This window comes from Flavobacterium soyangense, from assembly GCF_015277675.1.
Lineage (GTDB): Bacteria > Bacteroidota > Bacteroidia > Flavobacteriales > Flavobacteriaceae > Flavobacterium > Flavobacterium soyangense.
On sequence record NZ_JADHEC010000003.1, the window covers coordinates 1 to 26,289 of the forward strand.

At 34.5% G+C, this 26,289-nt stretch carries 29 protein-coding genes; 15 read left to right on the forward strand and 14 right to left on the reverse strand.

The features are described from left to right. Positions 1-455 precede the first annotated feature (455 nt). The 5 genes from IR213_RS01865 to IR213_RS01885 all read right to left on the reverse strand — a co-directional run bounded on the left by IR213_RS01865 (position 456) and on the right by IR213_RS01885 (position 4,960). On the reverse strand, positions 456-1,181 hold the full coding sequence (locus IR213_RS01865; protein ID WP_194310616.1) for a metallophosphoesterase family protein: 726 nt from the start codon (positions 1,179-1,181) through the stop codon (positions 456-458). A gap of 68 nt (positions 1,182-1,249) precedes the next feature. Further along, positions 1,250-2,311: a Fic family protein gene (locus IR213_RS01870; protein WP_194310617.1), complete on the reverse strand. Its 1,062-nt coding sequence runs from the start codon at positions 2,309-2,311 to the stop codon at positions 1,250-1,252. 99 nt (positions 2,312-2,410) lie between these two features. Further along, a complete protein-coding gene (locus tag IR213_RS01875) occupies positions 2,411-2,878 on the reverse strand; it encodes a hypothetical protein (RefSeq protein WP_194310618.1) in 468 nt (155 codons plus the stop codon). A 48-nt stretch (positions 2,879-2,926) separates the two neighbouring features. Continuing rightward, on the reverse strand, positions 2,927-4,066 hold the full coding sequence (locus tag IR213_RS01880) for an ATP-binding protein (RefSeq protein ID WP_194310619.1): 1,140 nt from the start codon (positions 4,064-4,066) through the stop codon (positions 2,927-2,929). Between the two features lie 21 nt (positions 4,067-4,087). Next, positions 4,088-4,960 (reverse strand): aldo/keto reductase, encoded by an 873-nt coding sequence (locus IR213_RS01885; RefSeq protein ID WP_194310620.1) that lies wholly within the window; start codon positions 4,958-4,960, stop codon positions 4,088-4,090. Between the two features lie 213 nt (positions 4,961-5,173). On the opposite strand from IR213_RS01885, the gene IR213_RS01890 reads away from it, so the two are divergent. The 9 genes from IR213_RS01890 (at position 5,174) to IR213_RS01930 (ending at position 14,679) form a co-directional block, all read left to right on the forward strand. Further along, a complete protein-coding gene (locus IR213_RS01890; RefSeq protein WP_194310621.1) occupies positions 5,174-6,178 on the forward strand; it encodes an AAA family ATPase in 1,005 nt (334 codons plus the stop codon). 103 nt (positions 6,179-6,281) lie between these two features. Then, on the forward strand, positions 6,282-7,145 hold the full coding sequence (locus IR213_RS01895; protein WP_194310622.1) for a DUF58 domain-containing protein: 864 nt from the start codon (positions 6,282-6,284) through the stop codon (positions 7,143-7,145). A gap of 47 nt (positions 7,146-7,192) precedes the next feature. Further along, the gene (locus IR213_RS01900) at positions 7,193-8,824 is read left to right on the forward strand and encodes a hypothetical protein (protein ID WP_194310623.1); all 1,632 of its coding nucleotides are present in this window, start codon (positions 7,193-7,195) and stop codon (positions 8,822-8,824) included. Continuing rightward, positions 8,824-9,825 carry a vWA domain-containing protein gene (locus IR213_RS01905; RefSeq protein WP_194310624.1) on the forward strand — a complete coding sequence of 334 codons (1,002 nt, stop codon included), beginning with the start codon at positions 8,824-8,826 and terminating at the stop codon, positions 9,823-9,825. The genes IR213_RS01900 and IR213_RS01905 overlap by 1 nt, the downstream gene beginning before the upstream one ends. Before the next feature lie 69 nt (positions 9,826-9,894). After that, positions 9,895-10,275, forward strand: a complete 381-nt coding sequence (locus tag IR213_RS01910) for a GxxExxY protein (protein ID WP_194310625.1) — start codon at positions 9,895-9,897, stop codon at positions 10,273-10,275. Positions 10,276-10,341: 66 nt separating this feature from the next. Then, entirely contained in the window at positions 10,342-11,376 is a 1,035-nt protein-coding gene (locus IR213_RS01915) for a VWA domain-containing protein (RefSeq protein ID WP_194310626.1), read from the forward strand. Then, complete coding sequence (locus IR213_RS01920) at positions 11,376-12,113, forward strand: tetratricopeptide repeat protein (RefSeq protein ID WP_194310627.1); 738 nt, start codon at positions 11,376-11,378, stop codon at positions 12,111-12,113. The genes IR213_RS01915 and IR213_RS01920 overlap by 1 nt, the downstream gene beginning before the upstream one ends. A 20-nt stretch (positions 12,114-12,133) precedes the next feature. After that, positions 12,134-13,888 (forward strand): BatD family protein, encoded by a 1,755-nt coding sequence (locus IR213_RS01925; RefSeq protein WP_194310628.1) that lies wholly within the window; start codon positions 12,134-12,136, stop codon positions 13,886-13,888. Between the two features lie 47 nt (positions 13,889-13,935). Beyond that, complete coding sequence (locus tag IR213_RS01930; protein WP_194310629.1) at positions 13,936-14,679, forward strand: tetratricopeptide repeat protein; 744 nt, start codon at positions 13,936-13,938, stop codon at positions 14,677-14,679. 18 nt (positions 14,680-14,697) lie between these two features. On the opposite strand, the gene IR213_RS01935 is transcribed toward IR213_RS01930, so the two are convergent. Then, a complete protein-coding gene (locus tag IR213_RS01935; protein WP_194310630.1) occupies positions 14,698-15,222 on the reverse strand; it encodes a CvpA family protein in 525 nt (174 codons plus the stop codon). A gap of 126 nt (positions 15,223-15,348) precedes the next feature. On the opposite strand from IR213_RS01935, the gene IR213_RS01940 reads away from it, so the two are divergent. The 3 genes from IR213_RS01940 (at position 15,349) to IR213_RS01950 (ending at position 17,310) form a co-directional block, all read left to right on the forward strand. Beyond that, the gene (locus tag IR213_RS01940) at positions 15,349-15,705 is read left to right on the forward strand and encodes a hypothetical protein (RefSeq protein ID WP_194310631.1); all 357 of its coding nucleotides are present in this window, start codon (positions 15,349-15,351) and stop codon (positions 15,703-15,705) included. A 110-nt stretch (positions 15,706-15,815) separates the two neighbouring features. Continuing rightward, positions 15,816-16,835, forward strand: a complete 1,020-nt coding sequence (pheS, locus tag IR213_RS01945) for a phenylalanine--tRNA ligase subunit alpha (RefSeq protein ID WP_194310632.1) — start codon at positions 15,816-15,818, stop codon at positions 16,833-16,835. Positions 16,836-16,902: 67 nt separating this feature from the next. Beyond that, positions 16,903-17,310, forward strand: coding sequence for a hypothetical protein (locus tag IR213_RS01950; RefSeq protein WP_194310633.1), 408 nt, complete (start codon positions 16,903-16,905; stop codon positions 17,308-17,310). A gap of 30 nt (positions 17,311-17,340) precedes the next feature. Here the strand turns inward: IR213_RS01950 and IR213_RS01955 are convergent, their stop codons facing one another. Next, positions 17,341-18,342, reverse strand: coding sequence for an NAD(P)H-dependent glycerol-3-phosphate dehydrogenase (locus IR213_RS01955; RefSeq protein WP_194310634.1), 1,002 nt, complete (start codon positions 18,340-18,342; stop codon positions 17,341-17,343). Between the two features lie 277 nt (positions 18,343-18,619). After that, the gene (locus IR213_RS01960; protein WP_194310635.1) at positions 18,620-19,387 is read right to left on the reverse strand and encodes a type 1 glutamine amidotransferase domain-containing protein; all 768 of its coding nucleotides are present in this window, start codon (positions 19,385-19,387) and stop codon (positions 18,620-18,622) included. An 86-nt stretch (positions 19,388-19,473) separates the two neighbouring features. Here IR213_RS01960 and IR213_RS01965 point away from each other — a divergent pair, with 86 nt between their 5' ends. Then, positions 19,474-20,370: a LysR family transcriptional regulator gene (locus IR213_RS01965; protein ID WP_194310636.1), complete on the forward strand. Its 897-nt coding sequence runs from the start codon at positions 19,474-19,476 to the stop codon at positions 20,368-20,370. Here IR213_RS01965 and nadD read toward each other — a convergent pair whose 3' ends face one another. The 5 genes from nadD to IR213_RS01990 all read right to left on the reverse strand — a co-directional run bounded on the left by nadD (position 20,371) and on the right by IR213_RS01990 (position 23,364). Next, positions 20,371-20,952, reverse strand: a complete 582-nt coding sequence (nadD, locus tag IR213_RS01970) for a nicotinate (nicotinamide) nucleotide adenylyltransferase (protein WP_194310637.1) — start codon at positions 20,950-20,952, stop codon at positions 20,371-20,373. 24 nt (positions 20,953-20,976) lie between these two features. Beyond that, the gene (gene gmk, locus IR213_RS01975; protein ID WP_194310638.1) at positions 20,977-21,549 is read right to left on the reverse strand and encodes a guanylate kinase; all 573 of its coding nucleotides are present in this window, start codon (positions 21,547-21,549) and stop codon (positions 20,977-20,979) included. Beyond that, the gene (locus IR213_RS01980; protein WP_194310639.1) at positions 21,546-22,061 is read right to left on the reverse strand and encodes a MepB family protein; all 516 of its coding nucleotides are present in this window, start codon (positions 22,059-22,061) and stop codon (positions 21,546-21,548) included. Before IR213_RS01980 ends, gmk begins: the two co-directional genes overlap by 4 nt. Positions 22,062-22,075: 14 nt before the next feature. Further along, positions 22,076-22,936, reverse strand: coding sequence for a YicC/YloC family endoribonuclease (locus tag IR213_RS01985; protein ID WP_194310640.1), 861 nt, complete (start codon positions 22,934-22,936; stop codon positions 22,076-22,078). A gap of 80 nt (positions 22,937-23,016) precedes the next feature. Continuing rightward, on the reverse strand, positions 23,017-23,364 hold the full coding sequence (locus IR213_RS01990) for an arsenate reductase family protein (protein WP_194310641.1): 348 nt from the start codon (positions 23,362-23,364) through the stop codon (positions 23,017-23,019). Positions 23,365-23,438: 74 nt separating this feature from the next. Between IR213_RS01990 and IR213_RS01995 the strand changes: the two genes are divergently transcribed. Together IR213_RS01995 and IR213_RS02000 are read left to right on the forward strand one after the other, a co-directional pair. Then, the gene (locus tag IR213_RS01995) at positions 23,439-23,894 is read left to right on the forward strand and encodes a DinB family protein (protein ID WP_194310642.1); all 456 of its coding nucleotides are present in this window, start codon (positions 23,439-23,441) and stop codon (positions 23,892-23,894) included. Between the two features lie 72 nt (positions 23,895-23,966). Next, complete coding sequence (locus tag IR213_RS02000) at positions 23,967-25,112, forward strand: cystathionine gamma-synthase (RefSeq protein ID WP_194310643.1); 1,146 nt, start codon at positions 23,967-23,969, stop codon at positions 25,110-25,112. Between the two features lie 54 nt (positions 25,113-25,166). Here IR213_RS02000 and IR213_RS02005 read toward each other — a convergent pair whose 3' ends face one another. Then, positions 25,167-25,970 carry a THC0290_0291 family protein gene (locus IR213_RS02005; protein ID WP_194310644.1) on the reverse strand — a complete coding sequence of 268 codons (804 nt, stop codon included), beginning with the start codon at positions 25,968-25,970 and terminating at the stop codon, positions 25,167-25,169. Positions 25,971-26,289: the final 319 nt, after the last annotated feature.

Consider the following 26,289-nt stretch of genomic DNA (forward strand, 5'->3'; position numbering starts at 1 on the left):
CTAAAAACTAAATCTAAAACAAAAAAAGCGTTTTCGACAGTAGCCGCACTAGTCAGAATCCATTTAATCAGTAATCTAGATGTGTTTTGGGTAATCGAAAATAGCAGAAGAACTTATGCAAAACGACTAAAGAAAACAAAACCTCCTAATATTCAAATGCAATTCTTCTGAAATATAGGGAGGTAGGTTTTTTATTTTACAAAATAATCCTAGCATTTACTAGGGTTAAAAGGAATTTATTGCCTAAATCTTAGTTTTGTCGGTCGATAGTGAAAGAATTAACAAACTAGGAATAAGTCGTATTTATGACTTGAATGCCAACCAAATTACGTTCATTCAAAAAAATCATAACCTATCTTAACCCAAAAAGAAGTTTTTGAAAAATATTTGCTTACACAAGCTCCTTTTAATCGACACCACGATCACTTTCGTTTTATTTAACGAAAGTCTTTTTTTTAATTTCTCCCTTTTTCACTTGGGTATAAACTCGGTAAAAGTTCGCTTTGCCAGAATTCCTTCGTGTCAACATCCATAATAGTCAGCGGCCCTTTAAAAGCAGCTCCTGTATCAACATTCCAAACGTTGACCATTTTTACAGGCGTGGTTTTACCAATTCTGGAAACTGGCGTGTGGCCAATGTAGATTTCTTCGTATAAAGTCAAGCGTTTTGGATACAATAAATCACTCTTTTTCATCTTTTTATCCAATGCCAATGCGGTTTCCCACAGCGTTCTGTCCCAATAAAAAAGTTCTGGAAAATATTCATAAATCACACCGTTCATATTGGTAAAACCAGCGTGAATAAACAAACGATTCTTTTCGTCGAGATAATAATCCTGTAACGATTTCAGGAATTTAATGTGTTTGTTGATAGTATCGCCACTGGTTTTGCCATACGCCAAAACGGTCGATTCGCCGCCGTGTTTGTACCACAAAGGATTATCCTTGCTTTCATCGAGCCATTTCAATAATAATTGGTCGTGGTTGCCAAGGATAAAAATGCAATTATGCGTTGTTTTCAATTCGATCAAATAATCAATTACTTGGGGCGATTGACTCCAACCATCAACATAATCTCCCAGAAAAATCAAGGTGTCTTTTGGGGTAACTTTGGCTCTTTCCATAATTTGGTGCAAAGCACGCAAACCACCGTGAATGTCGCCTATAACGAGTGTTCTCATTTCTGTTTTGTCTTAAAATAGTTAAACTATGCACTACCCATTTTTCAGTATCTTTGTGGGTTGTCTTTTTATTTTGATACTATTTTCCAATATCCGGTTTTATCGCTTCCTATACGTTCTATTAAGCCTAATTTTTTAAGTTCTTGAATATGTCGTTTTATTGTTGCTACGGAATACCCTGCTTTCGCTGCTAGTTCAGCGTAATTTGAATTTGATTTTTGCTGTAATTGTTGTAAGACACTAACTTTTACAGGGTCATTTACTTCTTTTACAGGGTCATTTACTTCTTTTACAGGGTCATTTTGTGTGTTTTTAGGTTCAATGTAATGAACATGCATCTGTCGATTTTGTAAGGTGTTTTTTTCGCCAAGCATTAGGTTTCCCATAAAAAGAAGCAAAAATTCATTTGTAGCATGAATACCCTTTGTGTGATTTTTGTAATTGGCTCTAACCAAGGAATTGCGAAAATACCACGAATATCGCTCGAACAGTTCATTATTTACTGTAAAGCCGAATGTGCGTAAATATTTGATTAAAAATAGGGCAGTAGTTCGTGTATTTCCCTCTCCAAAAACATGAATTTGCCATAAGTACGTGATGAATTGTGCAATGTGGTCTATCGTTTCTTGTTGGCTTAACCCTTTGTAACTAAACTGTTTTTCTTGCTCAAAATCGTATTCTAACGTAGCTTTTAAACTCTCGGCACTCCCATACAAAACGGTTTCTCCATTTAGAACCCATTCTTGTTTAGTAATATTATAATCACGTATTTTACCTGCAAATTTGTAAATGCCCTGAAACAATCTTCGATGAATATTTAAGTATTCTACTGGTGAAAATGTAAATGTTTGTTCGCCCAACATCTCGGCAATACGTGCCGAAACTTTATCGGCTTCTTCGGTGCGGTCTTCGTTTGTTTGGGTTGGTTGTAGTTTGTAGTAACTGTCTATACGTTGTTTTACCTCTTCAATGGTAATATCGCCTTCAATGTTTTGCTTGGCAGTTTCAATAAGATAGTCAGAGGTCTTTAATCCATCAATTTGTTGCAAACCGATAGCCGTTTTCCAAACTTTTGCTTTTTCGGCTTTGTTTGGTTCACCCTGTCTTACATATTCATCAAAATTATCCATTAGCTATTGCTTTTGTATTGTATGTAGGGTTTATGTTATGGTTTTTTTGGCGATTTTGACTAGTGTTCTCATTGTGTTTTTTTATTGTAAAGTAATAATTTAAATTGTAGTTAAAGGGAGTTTTTTTAATTTTATTCCTAATATAATTCCACTTATTAAAGTTGGTATAAATCCAAAAAATAAAATCCAGAATATTGGTTTAATATAATAGTCAAACAATTCTTTTTTTAAATCATATTCATAACCATTTGGAAGTCCTTCTTTTAAAAAACCTACAGTTGAGCCAATTAAAGCACCAAAAATTAAAATTGCAAAAACCACTAATATTCCTTGAAATAAAGAGAATTTTTTATTCGAATTTTGAATTTTATATAAATTCTGTCCAATCAAATATCCAATGCAATAGAGACCAATTATTCCAATTAATAAATTTATAAAAAGACTAAAAACGAATTTGAAAAATTCCTGTAAGTCAAAGTCGATTATAGATAAAAAGATTAAAGATGCAATAATCAAATTTATTCCAATTGTGATAAAAATTAATTTTGTTGGGGTTTTTAGTTTCATTTTATAAGTCATCAGTAACTATAAATTCACGAATAAACGTTGGTACTTCTACTGCACATCATACTTCATCTTCCTCAAAATCCGTAGTGCTTCTTTAAACGACAAATATACAGAAGTGAAAGGTTTCAAAAGTGATTTTGCGTCAATCAATTTTTGCTTGGCATCTTCAAATCCGTTGAGGTAACAAATCATAAATGTCGATGGCAAATTCTCTAAATCTTTCTGTTCCCGCTCGGTCAAAGAAATTCCTTTTTGAAGTTTGTTGAGCAAAGAAATGTTCGAATTATAAATATGAAACAACATTTTTCGGTTGAATTCCGGTGGTTGAAAAAGGATTTCTCGGTCAATTTTATAATAGCCATTATCGTGAAAATGAAGAGTTTGTTTTTCCAATGGATAATAGCTTGTTTTGTCATTTAAACCTAAAGGAACGTATTCGATAATCGTAAAAGAATCTTCGTCAAAAGTTATTGTCACCACATCCTGAGCGGAATAAAACAGTTTAATTTGCTCGTTTATCAGTTCAATATCAACTCGAGATAGGAAAGTTTTGTCTCGAGATTTTTTTGGAACACCAGCCCAGCAAATGACAAATAATTCCTTGAAAACCTTGTATTTTGGCATCATATCTTTGTGCCGAAAATTCATAAAATCAATCACGCCATCGAGTGTGTATCCAATACTATTTCTGGAATTATTTTCAATACCAATGACGGTTTCCGTATTTTGATAATTTTTCTCAATTTCCCCTTCAACGGGAACGGTATTGCTGCCACGACGAATAAAAACACCTTTGGCTGGAATCGTGTGGATTCCTTTTTTGAAATGCGACGTCTTGCTTTTGGCTTTTATAGTAACTAATCCGATAACTTTATCTTTGGGCAAATTTGGAAAAGGCACGTTTTCGTACTGAATTTTCGGTGGGTTTTCGAGATAAGCATTTACCAAATTTTGAATGTGACTATCATCAAAAAAATCGTCGCCTACAATTTCGTTATCATGATCTTCAACCCCAACAACGATATAGGAGTTATTCGCTGGATTCGAATTGGATAAGGCACAAATATGCTTCAAAAACTTCGCTTTTCCCTCACGAGTATGCAAATTCAACTGCCGTTTTTTGTCATAAAAGCTGCTCTCATCATTGTGAGCCAAAAGGTTTTTAATTAAAAGACGTTTATTGATCATTTTTTATAAATCTGAAATCTTTTAAGGAATTGGATTCCCCGCACTTTCCGTCCAAAAAGCAAACCAATCTTCTAATTCCAGATTAACTTCTGTGGCTTTCATTAAATTAGCAATTCTGTTTTTGTCGGCTGTACCAAAAACGGGTAAAATTCCAGCCGGATGTTTCAAAATCCACGCTAGGAGCAAAACATCAATTTCGACATTGTATTTTGTTGAAAGTTTCGTTGCCAGTTTTTTAACTCGAACAGATTTTTCGTCGATTTTTTTAAAAACAGTTCCCAATGGAGACCAGCACATTGGTTTAACATTATGCGTTTGCATGTGGTCTAAACTTCCGTCGAGCATCGGTTCAAAATGGGTAGTGGAGAACTCAATTTGGTTGTAATTTACTTTCAATTTTGTCTGAATTAAATCAGTTTGGCCCGGAGTAAAGTTAGAAACGCCAAAATCCAGAATTTTACCTTCGGCTTTAAGTTTTTCAATCGCTTCGGCAATCTCGTCGACTTGCATCAGCGGACTTGGCCGGTGCAATAAAAGCAAATCCAGATAATCCGTTTTCAAATTTTTAAGCGATTGTTCTGCTGACCAAATGATGTGAGATTTCGAATAATTATAATGGTGAATTTTAGTGTTTCTATTTTCTGACGGTAATTGTATTCCACATTTCGAAATCAGTTGTATTTTTTTTCTGTCGATTTTGCTTTCGCCAAAAGCGTTGCCAAAAGCAGCTTCGGTGGTATAACCGCCATAAATATCGGCGTGATCAAATGTGGTAATTCCGGTTTCAAGACAGGAATTCATCAGTTCAATCATTTGGTTTTTGTCTAGATTTTTGCCCCAATAACCCCAAGTCATCGTGCCGGCAATTATTTTGGAAAAAGGTGTTTTTTTCATGATTTCATTTTGTTGTTTCATATTCGAGAATCTTCAATTTTAAGGCGTATTTATAAGAAACTTTAAAATTATGAAAATACTATCACAAATCATCCTTAAAATTCAGTGTTTGTGAGAAGTTTTAACCATTTTTTAACATCGTACCTCTAAAAAAAAATTCAATTTGCACCGTCAAAAATAATGAACACAACTTATAGTAATTAAAATACGAAAATGGAAGAAAATACAACGACTTTGGATATTAGGGCAATCAATGAAAAAATAGAAAGAGAAAGTGCTTTTATCGATTTGCTTACTATGGAAATGAATAAGGTAATCGTGGGTCAAAAACATATGATTGAGCGATTATTAATTGGACTTTTAGGACAAGGACACATTTTACTTGAAGGAGTTCCGGGATTGGCAAAAACTTTAGCGATAAACACTTTGTCGCAAGCCGTTCACGGTTCATTCAGCAGAATTCAGTTTACTCCGGATTTATTGCCTGCCGATGTTGTGGGAACAATGATTTACAATATTAAAGCGAATGAATTTTCGATAAAAAAAGGGCCTATTTTCGCTAATTTTGTTCTTGCAGATGAGATAAATCGTGCTCCTGCCAAAGTGCAATCCGCATTATTGGAAGCGATGCAGGAAAAACAAGTTACCATTGGCGACACCACTTTTAAATTAGACAAACCGTTTTTAGTTTTAGCGACTCAAAACCCTATCGAACAAGAAGGAACTTATCCCTTGCCAGAAGCGCAAGTCGATCGTTTTATGTTGAAAACCGTAATTGATTATCCAAAAATGGAAGATGAGAGAATGGTCGTGCGTCAAAACCTAAAAGGAAATTATGAAAAAGTAAATCCAGTAGTTTCAGTAGACCAAATATTGCGTGCGCAAGAAGCGGTTCGTGAAGTTTATATGGACGAAAAAATCGAAAAATACATTCTTGATATCATTTTTGCTACCCGTTATCCTGAAAAATATAAATTGGCTGATTTGAAACCGCTAATCAGTTTCGGAGCTTCGCCACGTGGAAGTATCAATCTTGCCAATGCGGCAAAATGTTATGCTTTTATCAAACGTCGTGGTTATGTAATTCCGGAAGATGTTCGCGCCGTGGTTCACGATGTATTGCGTCACAGAATTGGACTTACTTATGAGGCTGAAGCCGAAAATATTACTTCGGTTGATATTATCAACAAAATCGTAAACGAGATTGAAGTACCGTAAATCAGTTAGTAGATAGCAGATGATAGATGGCAGGACGGCTTGTTAAATGCGACTCTATTTCTGCAATCTGAAACCTGCAATCTGAAACCTGCAATCTGAATCAATGGAAACAAAAGACTTACTCAAAAAAGTACGAAAAATAGAAATCAAAACCCGAAGATTGAGTGATCATATCTTTTCGGGTGAATATCATACGTCGTTCAAAGGGCGCGGAATGACTTTTAGCGAGGTGCGTCCGTATCAATATGGCGACGACATTCGTGCCATTGACTGGAATGTGACAGCCCGTTATAACGAAGCTCACGTCAAAGTCTTCGAGGAAGAACGCGAATTGACGATGATGTTGATGGTCGACATTTCGGGTTCAGAAAGTTTTGGTTCTAAAAACCAATTCAAAAAAGACATCGTGACCGAAATTGCAGCAACAATGGCATTTTCGGCAACTCAAAACAATGATAAAATTGGCTTGATTTTGTTTTCGGACCAAATCGAATTGTACATTCCACCCAAAAAAGGACGTTCACACGTTTTGCGAATCATTCGTGAATTGATAGAATTCGAACCTAAAAGCCACAAAACAGATATTGCCCAAGCCTTAAAATTCTTGTCAAGCACTCAAAAAAAGAAAGCTATCGTGTTTGTAATTTCTGATTTCATTTCTGAAGATTACGAGCATACATTAAAAATAGCTTCGAAAAAACACGATATTACCGGCATTCGAGTCTATGACATTCGCGAAGAAAAAATGCCGAATTTGGGAATGGTTTCCATGCTTGACGCAGAAACAGGTGAAACACAATTAATTAATACAGGTTCAAAATCAGTGCGAATCAATTATGAGAAATACTATCACGAAAAAATGAAATATTTCAAGGAAACATTTAGTAAATCGGGAGCTGGAGTAGTTAATACAAGGGTTGACGAAAGTTATGTAACAAAATTATTGGGCTATTTTAAATCCCGTTAAACTAAACCCGTCAGGTTTTAAACTTTGACGTGTTTAATAGAAAACAAATGAAAATTAAACTTTATTTATTATTACTGCTGCTTACCACCGCTATTTTTGCTCAACAAAAACAAGTGACAACAAGCATTGATACTACCAAAAATAAAATTGGTGCCGAGTTCAAACTGACTTTGAAAACCAATGTCGATACGTTGTCAAAAGTGGTTTTTCCGAAGGCGAAAAGCTTTGGTGCTCTTGAAGTAATTCAGTCGTACCCAATTGACACCATCAGAAAAAATGACCGTTATGAATTAATCAAAAAATACGGTTTGACCCAATTCGATTCTGGAAAATACACGATTCCAAGTATAAAGATTTTAATCAACAATAAAGCATTTTTATCAGATTCGCTTAAAGTTGAGGTTGCAAATATTACTGTGGACACGTTGAAACAAAAAATGTACGACATCAAGGATATTGTTCCGGCAAATGAAGGTATTGGTGATTGGTGGAAATATCTTTTGGTTTTATTGTTGATTGCCGGTTTTGGAGCATTGGTTTATTGGTACATCAAAAAAAGGCAAAAGGAGAAAATAGAAGAAGAAATTTATAAAACTCCAATAGAAAAAGCAACTAGTTTGCTGAACAATTTGGAGAAAAAAGAACTTTGGCAACACGGCGAAGTCAAAGCATATTATAGTGAATTGACCGATATTGTTAGAAATTATATCGAAGAAGCCATTGATATTCCGGCAATGGAAAGCACCACTTCGGAACTGATTGAAGGGTTGAAAACGGCTTCCCAGAAAAAGAAAATGAAACTTTCTAAAGAAACAATTGACAGCCTTTTCGTGGTTTTAAAACAAGCCGATTTAGTGAAATTTGCCAAATCAAAACCATTGGATTTCGAAATTACCGAAGACCGAAAAAAAATAGAAAGAGCAATTGTAACCTTGGATAAATCCATTCCGGTAGTAGTTGAAAATGCAGATGAAATGTTGCTCAACGAAATGCAACGTCAGGAACAATTGAAACGGGAATTAAAAAAACGACGCAACAAACGAATCCTTATTACGGCTGTTTCGGTATTTCTGTTGCTTTTCACAACGACGAGTTATTTCATTATTACCAAAGGATTCGATTATGTAATTGATAATGTTTTTGGAAATTCGTCTAAAGAATTATTGGAAGGCGAATGGATAAAAAGTGAATACGGAAATCCGAGTGTGAGAGTTGAAACACCAAAAGTGCTCAAAAGGGTAGATTTAACCAAAACTCTTCCTAAAAACGGAATGGCATTGATTAAGGAAATGCAATCTTTTGCTTACGGAAGCTTGAGCAGTAATTTTTACATTATGGTTTCTACCTTACAATACAAACAGGAAACACAAATTGATTTATCAAAATCATTGGATGGAGCGTTGCAATCTATGGAATCTCAAGGCGCACAAAATATGATTGTAAAACAAGAAGATTTTGAAACCAAAGAAGGAATCAAAGGGATCAAGGGATATGGAACTTTCTCTAAAATTGATGGTGAAAATAAAAACAGCACTAAATTATATTATGAAGTTTTAATCTTTAGTCAGGAAGGCGGATTGCAGCAAATAATTATAGTTCACGAAGAAGGCGATAAATATGCCAATGAAATTTCAGATCGAATTTTAAGCTCTGTCGAACTTCAAAATACCAAACAATAATGGGAAAATTAAGTTTTTTAAATCCAGAGTTTTTTTGGCTGTTTCTTCTGATTCCAATCGCTGGTGCTTGGTTATTTTGGAAAAGAAACCAACAATCAGCAAGCTTGAAAATAAGTTCAATCCAAGGATTTAAGGATTCAAATTCGCTTTTGGCAAGACTAAAACCGCTTTTGAATGTTTTGAGATTATTGGCGCTAAGCTCGTTAATTGTTGCGATGGCAAGGCCAAGAACAGTCGATGTAAGCAATCAAACTAAAACCACCAGAGGAATTGATATTGTTATGGCAATAGACGTTTCGGGAAGTATGCTTGCTAAAGATTTGAAACCAAATAGAATGGAAGCGCTTAAAGAAGTTGCTGCTAATTTCGTTGAAGAAAGACCAAATGACAGGATTGGATTGGTACTTTATGCTTCGGAAGCCTATACAAAAACTCCCGTAACGAGTGACAAAGCAGTTGTGCTCGAAGCTATAAAAGACATAAAATATGATACCGTTTTGCAAGACGGAACAGGAATAGGAATGGGATTGGCAACAGCCGTAAACAGATTAAAAGACAGTAAAGCCAAAAGCAAAGTGATTATTTTAATGACCGATGGTGTAAATAATGCTGGTTTTATCGAGCCAGAAACCGCTGCAGATATTGCCAAACAATACGGAATAAAAGTATATACTATAGGAATTGGCACAAACGGAATGGCAGATTTTCCATACCAAATGACGCCTAGCGGACAGATTTTATTCCAAATGATGAAGGTAGAAATTGATGAACAATTATTAAAAACCATAGCCAGAAAAACCGATGGACAATATTTCAGAGCAACCAGCAACAGCAAATTAGCCGAAATTTATGCTTCTATCAATAAACTGGAAACCTCAGAAATCAAAGAATTAAGATTTTATGATTATGACGAAAAATTCAGACCGTTTGTATGGTTGGCAGGATTTTTAATTTTGGTTGAATTAGGATTACGAAACACGGTTTACAGAAGTTTTATTTAGACTTAAACACAAAGGGCACAGGGAATCCGCAAAGATCACAAAGGAAACCATATAAAAATCAAAAACAATATGAGCGAGAATGATATATCAAGAATTGTTTTTGAAAGTGCTTTAAAAGTTCATCAAATTTTGGGTCCGGGTTTATTAGAAAGTGCTTATGAAGAGTGCTTATTTTATGAATTAAAAAAATATGAGTTAAAAATTGAAAAACAAAAACTATTGCCTCTGGTTTATGAAGAAATGAAGTTAGACGCAGGTTATAGAATAGATATAATTATAGAAGACAAATTTATTGTTGAGATTAAATCAGTTGAAGCCTTGAACGATGTTCATCTGGCACAACTGTTAACATACTTGAGATTATCAAATTGTAAATTAGGATTGTTAATTAATTTCAATGTTAATTTATTAAAAAATGGTGTTAAAAGAGTAATAAACGGAACTTTATAAATACAGTTTACAATTAACTTTGTGGACTTAGTAAAAAAACTTAGTAACCTTCGTGGTTAAATAAAAATGGAATTAGACGAATCAAAATATTTATACCTTCTTTTTATAGTGCCATTTTTTGTGCTGCTTTTTCTATACAATCAATATTGGAAAAGAAGAAAACAGCGAGAATTTGGTGATTTAGAAATGGTAAAGAAATTAAGCCCTGAAAAATCAGTTTTCAAACCTATTTTGAAGTTGGTGGTAATGCTTTTGGCATTGGTTGGGCTGATTTTCGGATTGGTAAATCCAAAAATTGGAACCAAAATGGAAACCGTGAAACGAGAAGGTATCGACATCGTTTTTGCAATGGACGTTTCTAAAAGTATGCTTGCAGAAGATGTTGCGCCAAACCGATTGGAGAAAAGCAAACAAATAGTATCACAACTTATCAATCAACTGGGCAATGACAGAATAGGAATCGTGGCTTATGCCGGAAGCGCATTCCCGGTTTTACCGATAACGACGGATTACAGCGTGGCAAAAATGTTCCTTCAAAGTATGAATACGGATATCGTTTCTTCGCAAGGAACTTCTCTGGATGATGCTATAAAACTATCGGCAACTTATTTTGACGACAAAAGTAAAACCAGCAAATTATTGATTATGATTTCTGATGGTGAAGACCATTCAGAAGGTGCTGAGGAAGCCGCCGAAGAGGCAAATAAGTTGGGAATGAAAATTATCACCGTTGGTGTTGGAACAGAAAAAGGGGGCACAATTCCTCTGAGAGTAAATGGTATTATCGAAAGTTTTAAAAGAGACAACAACAATGAAGTGGTTATTACAAAGCTAAACAAGGAAGGATTAACCACCATTGCAAAAGCCACAAAAGGAGGATATGTAAACGGGAATAATACCAAAGAAGTGCTGGATTACATAAAAAATGCACTCAATAATATCCAAAAAACTGAATTTGAATCTACGCAAATGGCGGATTTTCAATCGCAATTTCAATGGTTCTTGGGTTTTGCTTTTGCCTTTTTATTTTTGGATATTTTCTTATTGGAAAGAAAGACAAAATGGGTTCAAAAGATGAATTTATTTAACGAAAAAGAATAATGAAAAATTTTATTTTATATATGTTGCTAACACTTTCTTTTGCAGTTTCCGCTCAAGAGAAAGACAAAACTTTGCCAAAAGCGAACGAGGAATTTGCTCAAAAGAAGTTTGTTGATGCCGAAGCCAATTTCAGAATTTCACACTCAAAATTTCCCAAAAGAACTGTTGCTCCTTATAATTTAGGTAATGCAATTTACAAACAAAACCAGATTGCAGAAGCTAGATTTGCTTATGCAACAGCATTGGCCAACACAAAATCAAGATCACAGAAGCATAAAATATACCACAATTTGGGGAATGTTTTTATGAAGGAAAAAAATTATACTAATGCGGTTGAAGCCTATAAAAATGCTTTGCGCAACAAACCTTCGGATGAAGAAACACGATATAATTATGCTTTGGCTAAACAAAAATTAAAAGAAAATCCGCCAAAAAACGATAAGAATAAAGACAAAAATAAGGATAAGGACAAAGAAAAAAAGGATAAGGACAAAAAAGACAAGGACAAAAAAGACGGAAAAAAAGATAAGAAAGACGATAAAGGCGACAAAGACAAGGATAAAAAAGACGAAAAACCAAAGGATGAAGGAAAACCAAAACCAATGCCTGGAGGAATTTCTAAGCAAAGAACAGAAAATCTTTTGGATGCCGTAAACAATGAAGAGAAGAAGATTCAAGACAAAGTAAATGCCCAAAAAGTAAAAGGAAAACCAGTTCAGACAGAAAAAGATTGGTAATTCAATTAGAATAAAACACAATGAAAAAATTTATATTAGCGATAGTTTTAATAGCGTGTAACTCACTTTTGGCTCAAGTACAATTTGAAGCCAAAGTCAGCAAAACAACACTTGGATTAAACGAAAGACTTCGCATAGATTTCGTAATGAATATTGACGGCGACAATTTTAACCAACCGTCTTTTGAAGGATTTAAGATTATTGCCGGACCAAGCCAGCAAGTGAGTCAATCATGGGTAAATGGAAAGAGCTCTTTCGAAAAAATCTATTCCTATTATCTTTTACCAACCCAAAAAGGAAATCTGATTATCAGACAAGCCTCAATTGAATATAATGGTCAAATTTATAAAACATCTCCAATAAAAATCAATGTTACAGCGGCGGTAGAACAGCCAAAAGACCCGAACGACACGCAGATTTCTGCCGATGACAATATTTATCTTGTTGCTGATATTTCTAAAACAAATCCTTATATCAATGAACCCATTACGGTGGTTTACAAGCTGTATTTCAGCTACAATATTGGAATCACGAATTGGAGAGAATTGGACAAACCTAAATACAACGATTTTTGGAGTCAAAATATTGACATCAAACAACTTGTTGGCGAAGAAGGAATGTTTAAAGGCGAAAAATATCGTTTTGTGGTGCTCAGAAAAACAGTTTTATATCCACAAAAATCAGGCAAATTGGTTATCGAACCCTTATCCTTAGATATTGATGTGCAATTGCCAACGAATCGTAGAGATATTTTTGGGCGAGTTGTTGTCACCAATGGTAATAAAAGGGTTTCGGCTGGAGCCAAAACGATTGCGGTTAAAGCACTTCCTGAAGCTGGAAAACCAGCCGATTTTTCGGGAGCTGTAGGAAAATTTGATTTTAAAGTAACGCCATCAAAAACGAATTTAAAAAGCGGGGAAAGTCTTGATTTAGTGGTTAGCGTGTCAGGAAGCGGAAATATGAAATTATTCAATTTACCAAAACCGGTGGTTCCAAATTCATTGGAAATGTACGATGCCGTTCATAACGAAAAAGTAAACACAACTTTATCAGGAATGTCCGGAAAAATCTCGGATAGTTACACGATTATTCCACAATTTAAAGGGGATTATCCAATAAAACCATTGCAATTCTCCTATTTTGATTTGGGTTCAGGAACTTATAAAACCATAAGTTCGCCGGAAATAATGATTAATGTTCTTGAAGGTCCTTTGGCCAATGATCAAGTAGCTTCAACAACACCGGGAAACTCCAAAAATGTAATTTCAAGCAGCGAACAATTCAAATTCATTAAGTTAAAAAGTGATCTTAAATCAATGAATAATGATGATTTCTTAGGGTCGAATTTGTTTTATGGCTTGCTATTTTTGCCATTTTTAATTCTTCCGGCGATTGTGTTATTCAAAAAGAAAAAAGACGCTATTGACAGCGATGTTTTTGGAAACAGAATTAAAATGAACAACAGATTGGCAAAGAAATATTTGTCCGAAGCCAAAAAACAAATCAACAATAAAGAACCATTTTATGTGGCGTTAGAAAAAGCGATGCATAATTTTCTTAAAGCCAAATTGCACATCGAAACATCAGAAATGAGCAAAAGCAACATTCAGGAACTTTTAATATCCAGAAATGCAAGTCCAGAAACAGTAATTGATTTTATAAATCTTACAGAAAACTGTGAAGTAGCTCGTTTTGCACAATCATCAAGTGCAGCAATTCAGCAGGATTTTGATAAAGCGGTATTGATAATTTCGGATTTGGAGAAACAGATTTAAACACACATAACTAACATTGTTATCCGTGTTCCAAAAAAAAATAAATAATGAAAAAGATAATTTTTATATTGCTACTGACAACCCAAGTTTTCTTTGCCCAAAACGGCTTTGAAAAAGGGAATTATTTGTACCAAAAAGGAAGATATGAACAAGCAATTTCTGAATATGAAAGCGTTCTGGCGACAAAAAATCATTCGGCTGAATTGTATTTTAACCTCGGAAACTGCTATTATAAATTGAACAAAGTTGCCCCGGCAATTTACAATTATGAAAAAGCATTAGTGCTCAATCCGGACGATGCCGAAATACAAAACAACTTGAAATTTGCCCAAAAAATGACTATTGATGAAGTAAAAGATATTCCAAAAGTAGGCTTTTCAAAAATGATTCACGATCTAACTTCGACCTTTAATTACAATACTTGGGCGTGGATTTCAGTTGCATTTTCTACCCTATTTTTACTTTTCTTTATTGGATATTATTTTTCTCAAATAGCTTTGTACAAAAGAATATTTTTCTTTGGAATGTTTGGCTTTCTTTTTCTGCTTTTGATTAGTGTTTCTGCTGGAATTTCTGAAAGAAGTGATTTCGAAAATGAAAGACCTGCGATTGTTTTTGCCGAAATGGTTTTGGTAAAAAGTGAACCACAAAAGGCAAGTACAACGGTTTTTACACTTCATGAAGGAACCAAGGTTTTTGTTCAGGAAACTTTAGAAAATTGGAAAAAAATTCAGTTGACTGACGGAACCGAAGGTTGGATTGAGAAATCTGCAATTAAAGAAATTAAATAGGTCCCAGATTTCAGACTGCTATCTGCCATCTGAAGTCTGCTTGCTTTTTTTAAGGTCTTCATACCATTTTTCAATTGAAGGATAAATAAAACCAGCCGTTTTTTGGATTGGACGATAAAACAACGACTTGTCCAATGTTTCTTTTTTGGCAAAGGTATTATTGAAATTTACTTTTTCGAAAAGGTTTAAAAAGATACTGATTATCAATATCGTTTTTAAAAGTCTAAAAAACCCACCGCCTAGTTTGTTTATCACGCCTAATTGCGCAAAATTAGCAACCCTGGTCAGTACTTTTGCCATAATGGAAATCACAATAACAACTAGGAGAAAGGTAATTATAAAGGCTGCTATTTGAATTGTTTTTGGGTTCCAATGAACAATTCCAGAAATAATTTCTGCTGTCAAAATCGAAAATTTCACTGCAAAATAGATCCCCAATAACAAGGAAATCAATGAAGCCAACTCTACAAAAAGTCCATTTCTTAAGCCTTTAAAAATACTAATGGCTAGCAAACAACCCAAAACAATGTCTAAAAAACTCATATAAAAAGAAATAAAGGAAAAGAATAAAGGGCAAAGATAAAAGAATTATGTTGGTATCTTTGCCGAAATGGCTTTTGTGTTTTTATGAACCCATAATTCATAATTCATAATTCATAACTCAATAAAATGTCAAGAGATATACTACTTAAAGAACGCTGGGAACAGCTTGTCAATATACTTTCAAACCAATTTTCACAGGGTGAAGACTTGGATTTGGACGCCATCATTTATTTAATTGGAGTTCAAGAACTTGGGAAAGTGCATAATACTTTCGAAAAAGACGAAAAGCTAAACCTGATGCACATCGCAATTTGCCGATTATTGGAACCTTATGGGTTTTATGAATTTGAATTTTTCGATGAGGAAGGTTGGCCTCATTACAAGGTGAAAGAGGAATTACCGGCACTAAAAGCAGGAGAACAATCGGTTTTAATGAAAGAAGCCATCGTTAATTATTTTATCGAAAAGGAACTAATTGATTGATGATTGTAGATTAACGATTGTAGATGTAAGATTTACTTCAAAAACTTATAACTTACAACCTATAACTTACAACTTTTTCCTAAATTTGCACTCTCAATTATTGGATAAAAATGATAGATAAGATAAAAGAATATATTGGTGAAGCACAAGCTTTTTCGACACAAAATAAGGAAGAACTCGAAGCATTCCGAATCAAATTTCTTGGAAGTAAAGGACTTTTAAAAGACTTTTTTGCTGAATTCAAAAATGTTCCAAACGATCAAAAAAAAGAATTTGGACAGGTAATCAATTTGCTAAAATCCTCAGCGGAGGAAAAAGTAAAATCAATTCAGGAATCTTTGGAAAGTAAAGAAGAAATCAAAGGATTTTACGGTGATTTAACGCGTTCTGCCGAACCTGTAATTATTGGCTCTCGCCATCCGATATCATTGGTTAAAAACCAAATTATCGACATATTTTCGAACGTTGGTTTCAATGTTTCCGAAGGCCCGGAAATCGAAGATGATTGGCATAATTTTACCGCATTAAACCTGCCAGAATATCATCCGGCACGCGATATGCAAGACACGTTTTTCATTCAAACCAATCCCGATATTTTGTTGCGCACCCATACTTCATCCGTGCAAGTGCGTTATATGGAGAACAATAAACCGCCTATTCGTACCATTTCTCCGGGAAGAGTTTTCCGTAATGAAGCCGTTTCGTCGCGTTCGCATTGTATTTTTCACCAAGTCGAAGGATTGTACATTGACAAAGACGTTTCCTTTGCGGATTTGAAACAAACGCTTTTATATTTCACAAAAGAAATGTTCGGAAAATCGAAAATCCGTCTTCGTCCTTCCTATTTTCCGTTTACGGAACCGAGCGCCGAAATAGATATTTATTGGGGTTTAAAAACTGAAACCGATTATAGAATTACCAAAGGAACCGGTTGGTTAGAAATTGGTGGTTGCGGAATGGTCGATCCAAATGTTTTGAAAAATTGCAACATCAATCCAGATGATTACACAGGTTTTGCCTTTGGAATGGGAATCGAAAGAATCGCAATGTTGCTATATCAAATAGGCGATATTCGAATGTTTTACGAGAATGACGTTCGTTTCTTGGAACAATTCAAGGCGAGTATTTAAAAATTTAAGATTGCAGATTTAAACATCTGAAATCAAAAGTCGTTAATCTGAATTCAAAAATCAAATAATGAAATCCGACATCAACATACCCGAAGTAGAAAATGTTTTCATAGCCGCAGTCCAGGAATGGAGTGATGATTTTATGGAAAAAGTTTGGTATGCCTATTTAGTAAACGACAGCGATTATAATCTTGATGGGGTAATGATTGTTTCCAAAGCCTTCGGTACACTTAATGGTGAGATGAAAAAAACATCCCTTTTGCGTCACGCTTATGTAGAAGTTCCTGCGGTTTCAGTGGTAAAAATCGAAATGTTGGAAAAAAGTGTTTTGGCACTCAACAACGAGTTTATGCTAACTTTTTTTAAGGAAGACAAATTATACGATAGAAAATTTATTTTCAGAGCAAATACTATAACTCCGGATTATGTTGAGGAAGTTCCAATTTTGTTTGTGGATGGTGTGATTGTGAGGTAAAAGCCCTTGAATTTACCAATAATGACATTATTAATCCAACTTTTCCGTTAATCTTTCAAATACCTTTTTCGCCGATTTTCCTTCGTATAAAACTTCGTAAACTGCATCTATGATTGGCGTTTTCGCACCATAACCAAGATTGAGATCGTAAGCACTTTTGGTTGCATAATACCCTTCGGCAACCATACTCATTTCCATTTGCGCCGATTTTACGGTATAGCCTTTCCCAATCATATTACCGAACATTCTGTTTCTCGAAAAAACAGAATACCCCGTTACCAATAAATCCCCTAAATAGGCAGAATCATTGATATTTCGCTTCATTTTATGGACTTTTTTGATGAATTTTTTCATCTCTCGGATTCCGTTACTCATCAACACTGATTGAAAATTATCGCCATAACCCAAACCGTGGGCGATTCCGGCTGCAATGGCATAGATATTTTTAAGCATTGCGGCATATTCCGTACCAATAATATCGTCTGAAATCTTAGTTTTAATATAATTACTGGACAAATTTTTGGCAACTATTTTTGCTTTTTCGGCATCGCCACAAGCTATTGTTAGGTAGGATAAACGTTCCAATGCTACTTCTTCGGCGTGACAAGGACCAGTGATTACACCAATATTTTTAAAAGGAATTCCATAAGTTTTATTAAAATGTTCGCCAACAATCAAACTCGTTTCGGGAACGATTCCTTTGATTGCCGAAAAAATAACTTTGTCTTTCAATGAAACCGTTAATTTTTTCAATTCTTCACCCAAAAAAGCGGAAGGAATGGCAAATATGATATAATCAGCATAAGCTACTGCTTCATTTATATCACTTGTGAGTTTAAGTTTTTTAATTTCAAATTCAACAGAACTTAGATAATTTAAGTTGTGATGATGGACTTTTAGATGTTCAATCGCATCTTCATTTCGCATATACCAAGCAATTTCTTTTAGGTTTACACATAGCATTTTAGTAATTGCTGTAGCCCAACTTCCGCCGCCAATTACCGCAAATTTTAAATTATCATTATCGGCCATTTCTTTATTAGATTTAACCAAAAGTACTTAAAAATATACTAATAAAGCAACAAATAGATCACAGAAATTTATTTCAAAACTATCAAAAAAAAATATTTAATTTTTTTATTTCTACACAATATATTTTTTTATTATACGTTGTAATTTATTGGTAAATAGTTTTTTATGAATGGGTAAGAGGATTGAATTAGTTAGTTTTGTTTTAGTATTTTTGTAAAAGGCGTTCTTAAAGGTATTTTAGGGACGCCTTTCTATTTTTTTCTAATTCAATTAATTATTATTTTGACTTCAATTGTTGCAATAATTTTTCTGCAACTAATTTAGAGGATGCTGGGTTTTGACCCGTAATCAATAACCCATCTTCAACGGCATAAGGATGCCAATCGCTCACTTTTGAATACGTTGCGCCATTTTTCTGTAAAACATCTTCCAATAAAAAAGGAACAATATTGGTTAAACCAACAGCTTCTTCTTCAGTATTTGAAAAGCCAGTCACTTTTTTCCCTTTCACTAAAAATTCGCCATTAATTTTTACATTTTTAAGAACACCTGGAGCGTGACAAACAAATCCAACAGGTTTGTTGTTTGTATAAAACGCTTCAATTAATGCGGCTGAATTTGCATCTTCGGCTAAATCCCAAAGCGGACCGTGACCTCCAGGATAAAAAACCGCATCATAATCAGCTTGGTTGATGTCTTTTAATTTCAATGTGTGTTTTAGTTTTTCAAGAAGTACCGTGTCGCTGTCAAATCTTTTTGTGTCTTCTGTCGCTGCCGATGGATCTTCACTCTTTGGATCAATTGGTGGTTGACCTCCCAGCGGCGTTGCAATATCAATTTCAACTCCTTGATCTGCCAAAGCATAATATGGCGCTGCTAATTCTTCTGTCCAAAATCCTGTTTTTTCTCCCGTGTTGCCCAATTTATCGTGACTGGTAACAACAAATAATACTTTTTTCATATCTTTTTTATTTTGTTTTTGTGCAATTGCAATACTACAATTTGCCGTTAATGCTATTATGATAAAGGATGCAATTTTTTTCATAACTGATTTTATTTATGCAAATTTAGGTTGAATATGCTATTTGTAAAAATAATTTAAATTATGTTTGTGATAAATATATTTATAGCATGGTTAATCTAGAATGGTATCGAACCTTCAAATCGGTATACAAAAACGGAAATTTTTCTCTGGCAGCCAAAGAATTATTTATTAGTCAACCAGCAGTAAGCCAACAAATAGCTATGTTGGAAGCGCATGTAGGTTACAAGCTTTTTAATAGAAAGTCCAAGGGGGTGGAACCAACAGAATATGCTAAGTTACTCAATAATTTAATCATCGAAGCCTTAGACCGCTTAGAAAATGTTGAGAATGGATTTCGGGACAAAGCTTTCAATGCCAACAGATTGATTTCGGTTGGGATTTCTAAACATTTAATGAGCATTTTAGGAAGTGCGCTGCTATCCAAGTTTGAATTTATTGATTTTTCCTTCTATGAAAACGACCAGCTTTTTGAATTAGTAGATTCTAAAAAACTAGATTTTGCCATTGTTACCAAACGATATGACACTTTTGATACGATTCAAAAAAAGCTTGGAGATATTAAACAAATCATCGTGGGTTCGAATGCAATTGATACCTCGGAACTGAAATTAAACATTAAAAACAGAGATTTTCTAGCAGTTGAAAATTGGTTAAATAACCAAAAATGGTTCAGTCACGATGCTGGGATTCCGCATATAAAATTGTTTTGGTTACACGTTTTTAATAAAAAAAGACCATCTATGGTTCCTAATTATATTATTCCATCTGAATATGAAATGCTTGAAATTCTTTCGAAAAATAATGGGATTGCTGTTGTTTGGAACATCAATGCGAAAGATTTATTAAAAGAAAAAAAAGTGCAATTAATATGGGATTGCAAGCAAATGCCAAGCACCGATGTCTTTTTATTGTCCGGAAAAAAGGTAGATATAAGTGCTATTTTTGAAAAAATCGAACAGGAGTTAAAAATAATTCTGCTATAATTACTTCTTATAAAAATTATTGTGGTCGATATATTCCCAAACTTTTTCAGGCAAAAGCGGGCGAACATTCTTCTTGTTTTTGATGTTTTCACGAATAAAAGTCGATGAAATTTCTACAATTGGCGCATCAATAATGTGAATCTTTGGATTGTTTTTGAACTCCGAATTTTGTAATTCCGATGAAATGCGGGGATACACATAAATCTCGTGATTTTGCAAAATTATCTCGTGATTTTTCCATTTATGCAACGACTTCAAATTGTCTTCGCCCATAATTAATGAAAAGATATGTTGTGGGTATTTTTCCTGTAAATGTGCCAATGTATTCACAGTGTAATTGGGCTGCGGCAATTTGAACTCAATATCCGAAGGTCTTATTTTTGGATAATCTTCAGTAGCTAGGAAAACCAATTGCAGCCGTTGATAATCATCAAGTAAAGTATCTTTATTTTTCAAAGGATTGTGCGGCGTCACGACCATCCAGATTTGGTCTAAACCAGAATATTCCGCAAAGTGATTGGCAATAATCAAGTGCCCAATATGAATGGGGTTGAATGTTCCGAAATACAATCCTACTTTCATAAACTGAATTTAAATGCAGTAAACTTAATCCTTCAAAAATTCTTTGACCAATTGATAAGCATCTTCTTTGGCGGTATCTAAATCGTAATTCTTGATAATTTTGTCAAATTGCGGAGCGGTTGCCAGTTCTACCGAAGCTTTTGCAATACGCATATTTATTTTATCATCACTTTCGGTAGAGCGTTTTTTAAGTCGAATTTTTAGCTCGTCAATACTGGGTGGTTTCACGAAAACAGCCAATGTTTCTTCCGGAAATTTGTGTTTAATTCGCAATCCACCTGAAACGTCAATATCAAAAATCACATTTTTTCCTTTGGCCCAAATGCGTTCCACTTCGCTTTTTAGTGTTCCGTAAAAATTATCGCGATACACTTCTTCCCATTCTACAAAATCGTCGTTTTTGATGTGCTTTTTAAACTCTTCCAAAGACATAAAGTAATAATCTTTTCCATTCACTTCTTCGCCACGAGCTGGTCGTGTTGCTGCCGAAATCGAAAACTCCAAATTCAAGTCTTCTTTTCCTAATAAATGCCTAACGATGGTGGTTTTTCCCGATCCTGATGGTGCCGAAAACACGATTAATTTTCCTTTTTTCATGGTGTAAAAATGCTATTTTTCAAATAAAGCGACTTGGCTCGATTTGTATCTAATGGTTCATCAAATGGAATTTCTAAAAAATAATCTAGTTGCCATTTTTGTGTTTTTTTAGCCTGTTTGCTTTCCGTCAAATCCCAAATAGGATAGACCCTGACGGCTCGTTTGCCTTCTTTTTTGTCGGTAATAATTCCCCGTTCAACAAGAACCGATTTTGGGAACACAAATTGTCCAAAATTGGCTTCGGTTTTTACGTTTATTACAAACAAGTCAATATCGTCAGAAATTTCGAAAGGCTCAATTTCACTTTTTTCATTTTTCCGTTTCCACAGAGTTACAAATTGCCCTGTTTTTGTTGGAGTAATTTTAGCAGAACGAAACAGAATTTTTAGTTCGTCAATTTCAAATCGATGCGCACAATATTCTGAACTTTCTTTTTCGATTTCAATATTGGTTAACTCAAAATCGCATTTGTCAAACAACAATTCTTTGGTCTCGGACACTATTTTATTCATCGATTTTCCAAATTCTACAACACGTTCAAAACCTGTTCCTTAATTTTCTCCAATTCATCTTTCATCATCACGACCAGTTTTTGCATTTGGGCGTGATTCGATTTGGAACCCATTGTGTTGATTTCGCGTCCCATTTCTTGGGTAATGAAACCTAGTTTTCGACCATTGGCTTCCGTTCCGTTAATGGTTTCTAGGAAATAATCCAGGTGATTTGTCAAACGTACTTTTTCTTCGGTAATGTCTAATTTTTCTAAGTAATAAATCAATTCTTGTTCAAAACGATTTTCGTCCACGTTCACTTTTAACTCAGCAATGGCGGTTTGTAAACGGTCTTTTATAGCCTGGATGCGTTCTGGATCCAGTGCCAAAGCGTCGTTCATATATTGGCGTATGTTGCCAATTCTCAGTTGAAATTCTTTCTCTAATGAAGCACCTTCATCTCTGCGAAAATTTAATATGTTTTGCAAAGCTTCCTCGACAACGGTTTGAATTTGAACCCAGTCATTTTCGTCGATTTCTTCCCGCTCAGTTTTCATTGTATCGGGCATTCTGACAGCCATTTTCATCAATTCGGTTTCATCGGCATCAGCATAAACTTCGCGCAATTGATTGATGTAGGCTTTCACAATTGGCACGTTCACTTTCGTCGAAGTTTGTTCGGCGGTGCTTTCGATAAAAATGGAGAAATCTACTTTTCCTCTTTCGAGTTTTAAAGCGATTTGGTTGCGTAAACCCAATTCCATTTCGCGATAAGTCGAAGGCATTCGCACGCTTAAATCCAAACCCTTACTGTTGAGGGATTTTACTTCTACGGTTATTTTTTTGGTTGGCAATTGCAAAGTAGCTTTGCCAAATCCGGTCATTGATTGTATCATATCATTTTCTAAAAGAGTTCAAAGATAATTAAAAAGAGTTCAGTATTCAGTCGCAGCATTCAGTTATTATCGACCAAAACTTATAAAACTTTCATCACCTGAAGCATATTTTGCTGGCTGTTGCCAATGTAAATTTTGCCGTCAATAATAAAAACCGGCCGACTCAGGAAGGTGTAATGTTCCAGAATGTAGTTCTTGAAATCCGCTTCGGTCAAGGATTTATTTTTTAAATCCATCGATTTGTAAAGTTGTGCTTTTTTACTGAAAAGTGCTTCGTAACTTCCTGAAAGTTCTCGCATTTCTTCTAATTCTTCAACGGTAATTGGGTCTTGTTTGATGTCGTGAAAAACCAAATTATGATCTTTTGGCAACGATTTTATAATTTTTCGACACGTATCGCAGGAAGCGAGATAATATATTTTGTTCATAAACTGAAATTTCTTTGTGCAAAGAAAATCCATTTGCTATGGAAAATGATTATTTTTATCAAAAATTTAAAAAAATGCAACAGACATTTGATATTACCAACACAAGCAGAAAAATAGTTTTCCAGTTTCTGGGGAATCACACTTTAGAACAACTCAACAAAATTCCTGAAGGTTACAGCAATAATCTTATTTGGAATATTGCGCATATCGTTGTGACACAACAATTGTTAGTTTATAAATTATCCGGTTTGCCTATGATGGTTTCTGACGAATTGATACAAAAATATATGAAAGGGACAAAACCGGAACACAATGCCACACAAGCCGAAGTTGACGAAATCAAGTCTTTATTATTCAAGACTATCGATCAAACCAAGGAAGATTTCGACAATAAAGTTTTCAAAAACTATCAGGAATACCCAACTTCAACTGGTTTTGTTTTAAAAAATGCTGAGGATGCAATGATTTTCAACAATTTTCACGAAGGGCTTCATATAGGTATTATGTTGTGTCTTAGAAAATTTTTATAATATCCGATAAAGCTACCAGCCTTCCAAAGTCTGGAAGCTTTAAAAAATTATCTTTACAAAAAAATATTCCAAATGAATTTCAACACTAAAACCATACACGGCGGGCAACATCACGATCCAAGCACTGGAGCAGTAATGCCTCCGGTTTATCAAACGTCAACTTTTGCACAAACAAGTCCCGGAAAACCAATAAATCCCGATTACGAATACAGCAGAGCTTCAAATCCTACACGAACAGCATTGGAAAACGCATTTGCAAGTATCGAAAACGGAACTCGTGCCTTAGCTTTTTCGTCAGGATTAGCGGCCACGGATTGTATTTTGCGCTGTTTCAAATCAGGAGATGAAATCATTGCGATGGACGATTTATATGGAGGAACGTATAGAATGTTTACGCGCATTTATAAAGATTCCGGAATAAAATTCCATTTTGTTGATATGAATGATTTGGAAAAATTCCATTCTTTAATCAACGAAAACACCAAATTAGTTTGGGTAGAAACTCCAACAAACCCGTTGATGAAATTGGCCGATATTCAGGAAATTGCCAAAATTACCAAACAAAGAAATATTCTTTTTGCTGTTGACAATACTTTTGCAACACCTTATTTACAAAAGCCCTTGGATTTGGGTGCAGATATTGTGATGCATTCAGCAACGAAATATCTTGGAGGACATTCTGATGTAATTGCCGGAGCGTTGATTGTAAAAGATGAAGCCTTAGGCGAACAGTTGCATTTTCAACAATTTGCCACTGGAGCCACGTTAGGACCAATGGACAGTTTTTTAGTTTTAAGAGGAATAAAAACATTGCATCTTAGAGTGCAAAGACATTGCGAAAATGGAGAAAAAGTGGTGGGATTTTTAAGTCAACATCCAAAAATAAAAACGGTCTATTATCCTGGATTGCCAAGCCATCCGTATCACGAAATTGCCAAAAAACAAATGAGCGGTTTTGGCGGAATGGTTTCCTTTACTTTTGTTTCGGGTAAAAAAGAAGATTCTATTCGGTTTTTGGAGAAACTAAAAGTTTTTACTTTGGCAGAATCTCTTGGTGGAGTTGAATCTTTGGCAAACCATCCAGCCTTAATGACGCACGCATCGATTCCGGAAGACAAACGAAAAGAAGTGGGAATCACGGATGATTTAGTTCGATTGAGCGTAGGTATTGAAGACATCGAGGATTTGATCGAGGATTTAAAACAAGCATTGGAATAAAAACAAAAGCCCGATTTTATCAAATCGGGCTTTTGTTTTTTAGTTGTATTTCTACTATTGCAGGTAATAAATATAGCCTACATTGAACCAAACTAGCCAGTCGTTTGACTTATTTTCTTTATAAAGGGCGGGATTTGGTTTTAGGCCATCAACCCAATCAGAAAAATAATACTGTAATCTTAAATCCACCATTAAATCCGATAATGGAGCCAATTTATAACGAGTTCCAACACTTGAAACTATTGACCAAACTGCCCCACTTTCGGTGGAAAATCCATAAGGGCGATCATCTGTCGGCGTTAAATATTTAGGAAAAGTTGTTAGTGGTGTTCCCAAAGGCCCTATTGTAGACGAAGCTTTTGCATTGTAAAAACTAAATTGTCCTCCAAGACTTATAAATGGAGCCCAACTTTCTATTGTTTCAGTAAAGTCGCGAATACTCCAAGGAAAAAATTCAAGTTGCATTCCTATATTGGTAACTGAGGTACTTCCGTGCATTGCTTTTAATTGTTCTTTGCCTAGGGAATTTTTACCTTCTATCCATCGGCCAAAATGATCTAACTTCGTTTTATTATATGACAATTCGCTTCTTAATTTGAAGTGATCATTAAAATAAGTATCAGGGGTATAACAATTACATTCGGCTTTATAAGAAAAATTTAAATAGTGAATAATCCCAATTCCATATCCTGTATTACCTGCGTTTGTAGACAAGTCGTGTCGCTCACCATAATCGGACTGGAAAGCTACAGGGCCGGCAATGGCGCCAATTTCGTGTGAAAATCCAAATTGAGCAATAGCTACATTCGAAATCCCAAAAAAGAAAAGGCAGAAAAATGTAATAGATTTTGGAACCATTATAATAGATTACTTTTTTTACAAATATATAAAAACATCAATCATTCCGAATATTATCTAAACAAATATATAATAACGTCAAACATTCTGAATATTATATAAACAATATATAAGGTTTTTTATGTTTTCCCATTAATAGTTTTAATTTTAAATAAAATCATTTCAACATTTACAAAAAGAATAAAAATATGTGAAGAAAACCCAATTTTAGATATAAATATTCTTATATAATGTATATTTGCACACAATTGCGAAATCGTTTTCTTAAAATTATTTTTTGGTTAAGCAAGCGATTAATATTAACCTAGATTGAATAATA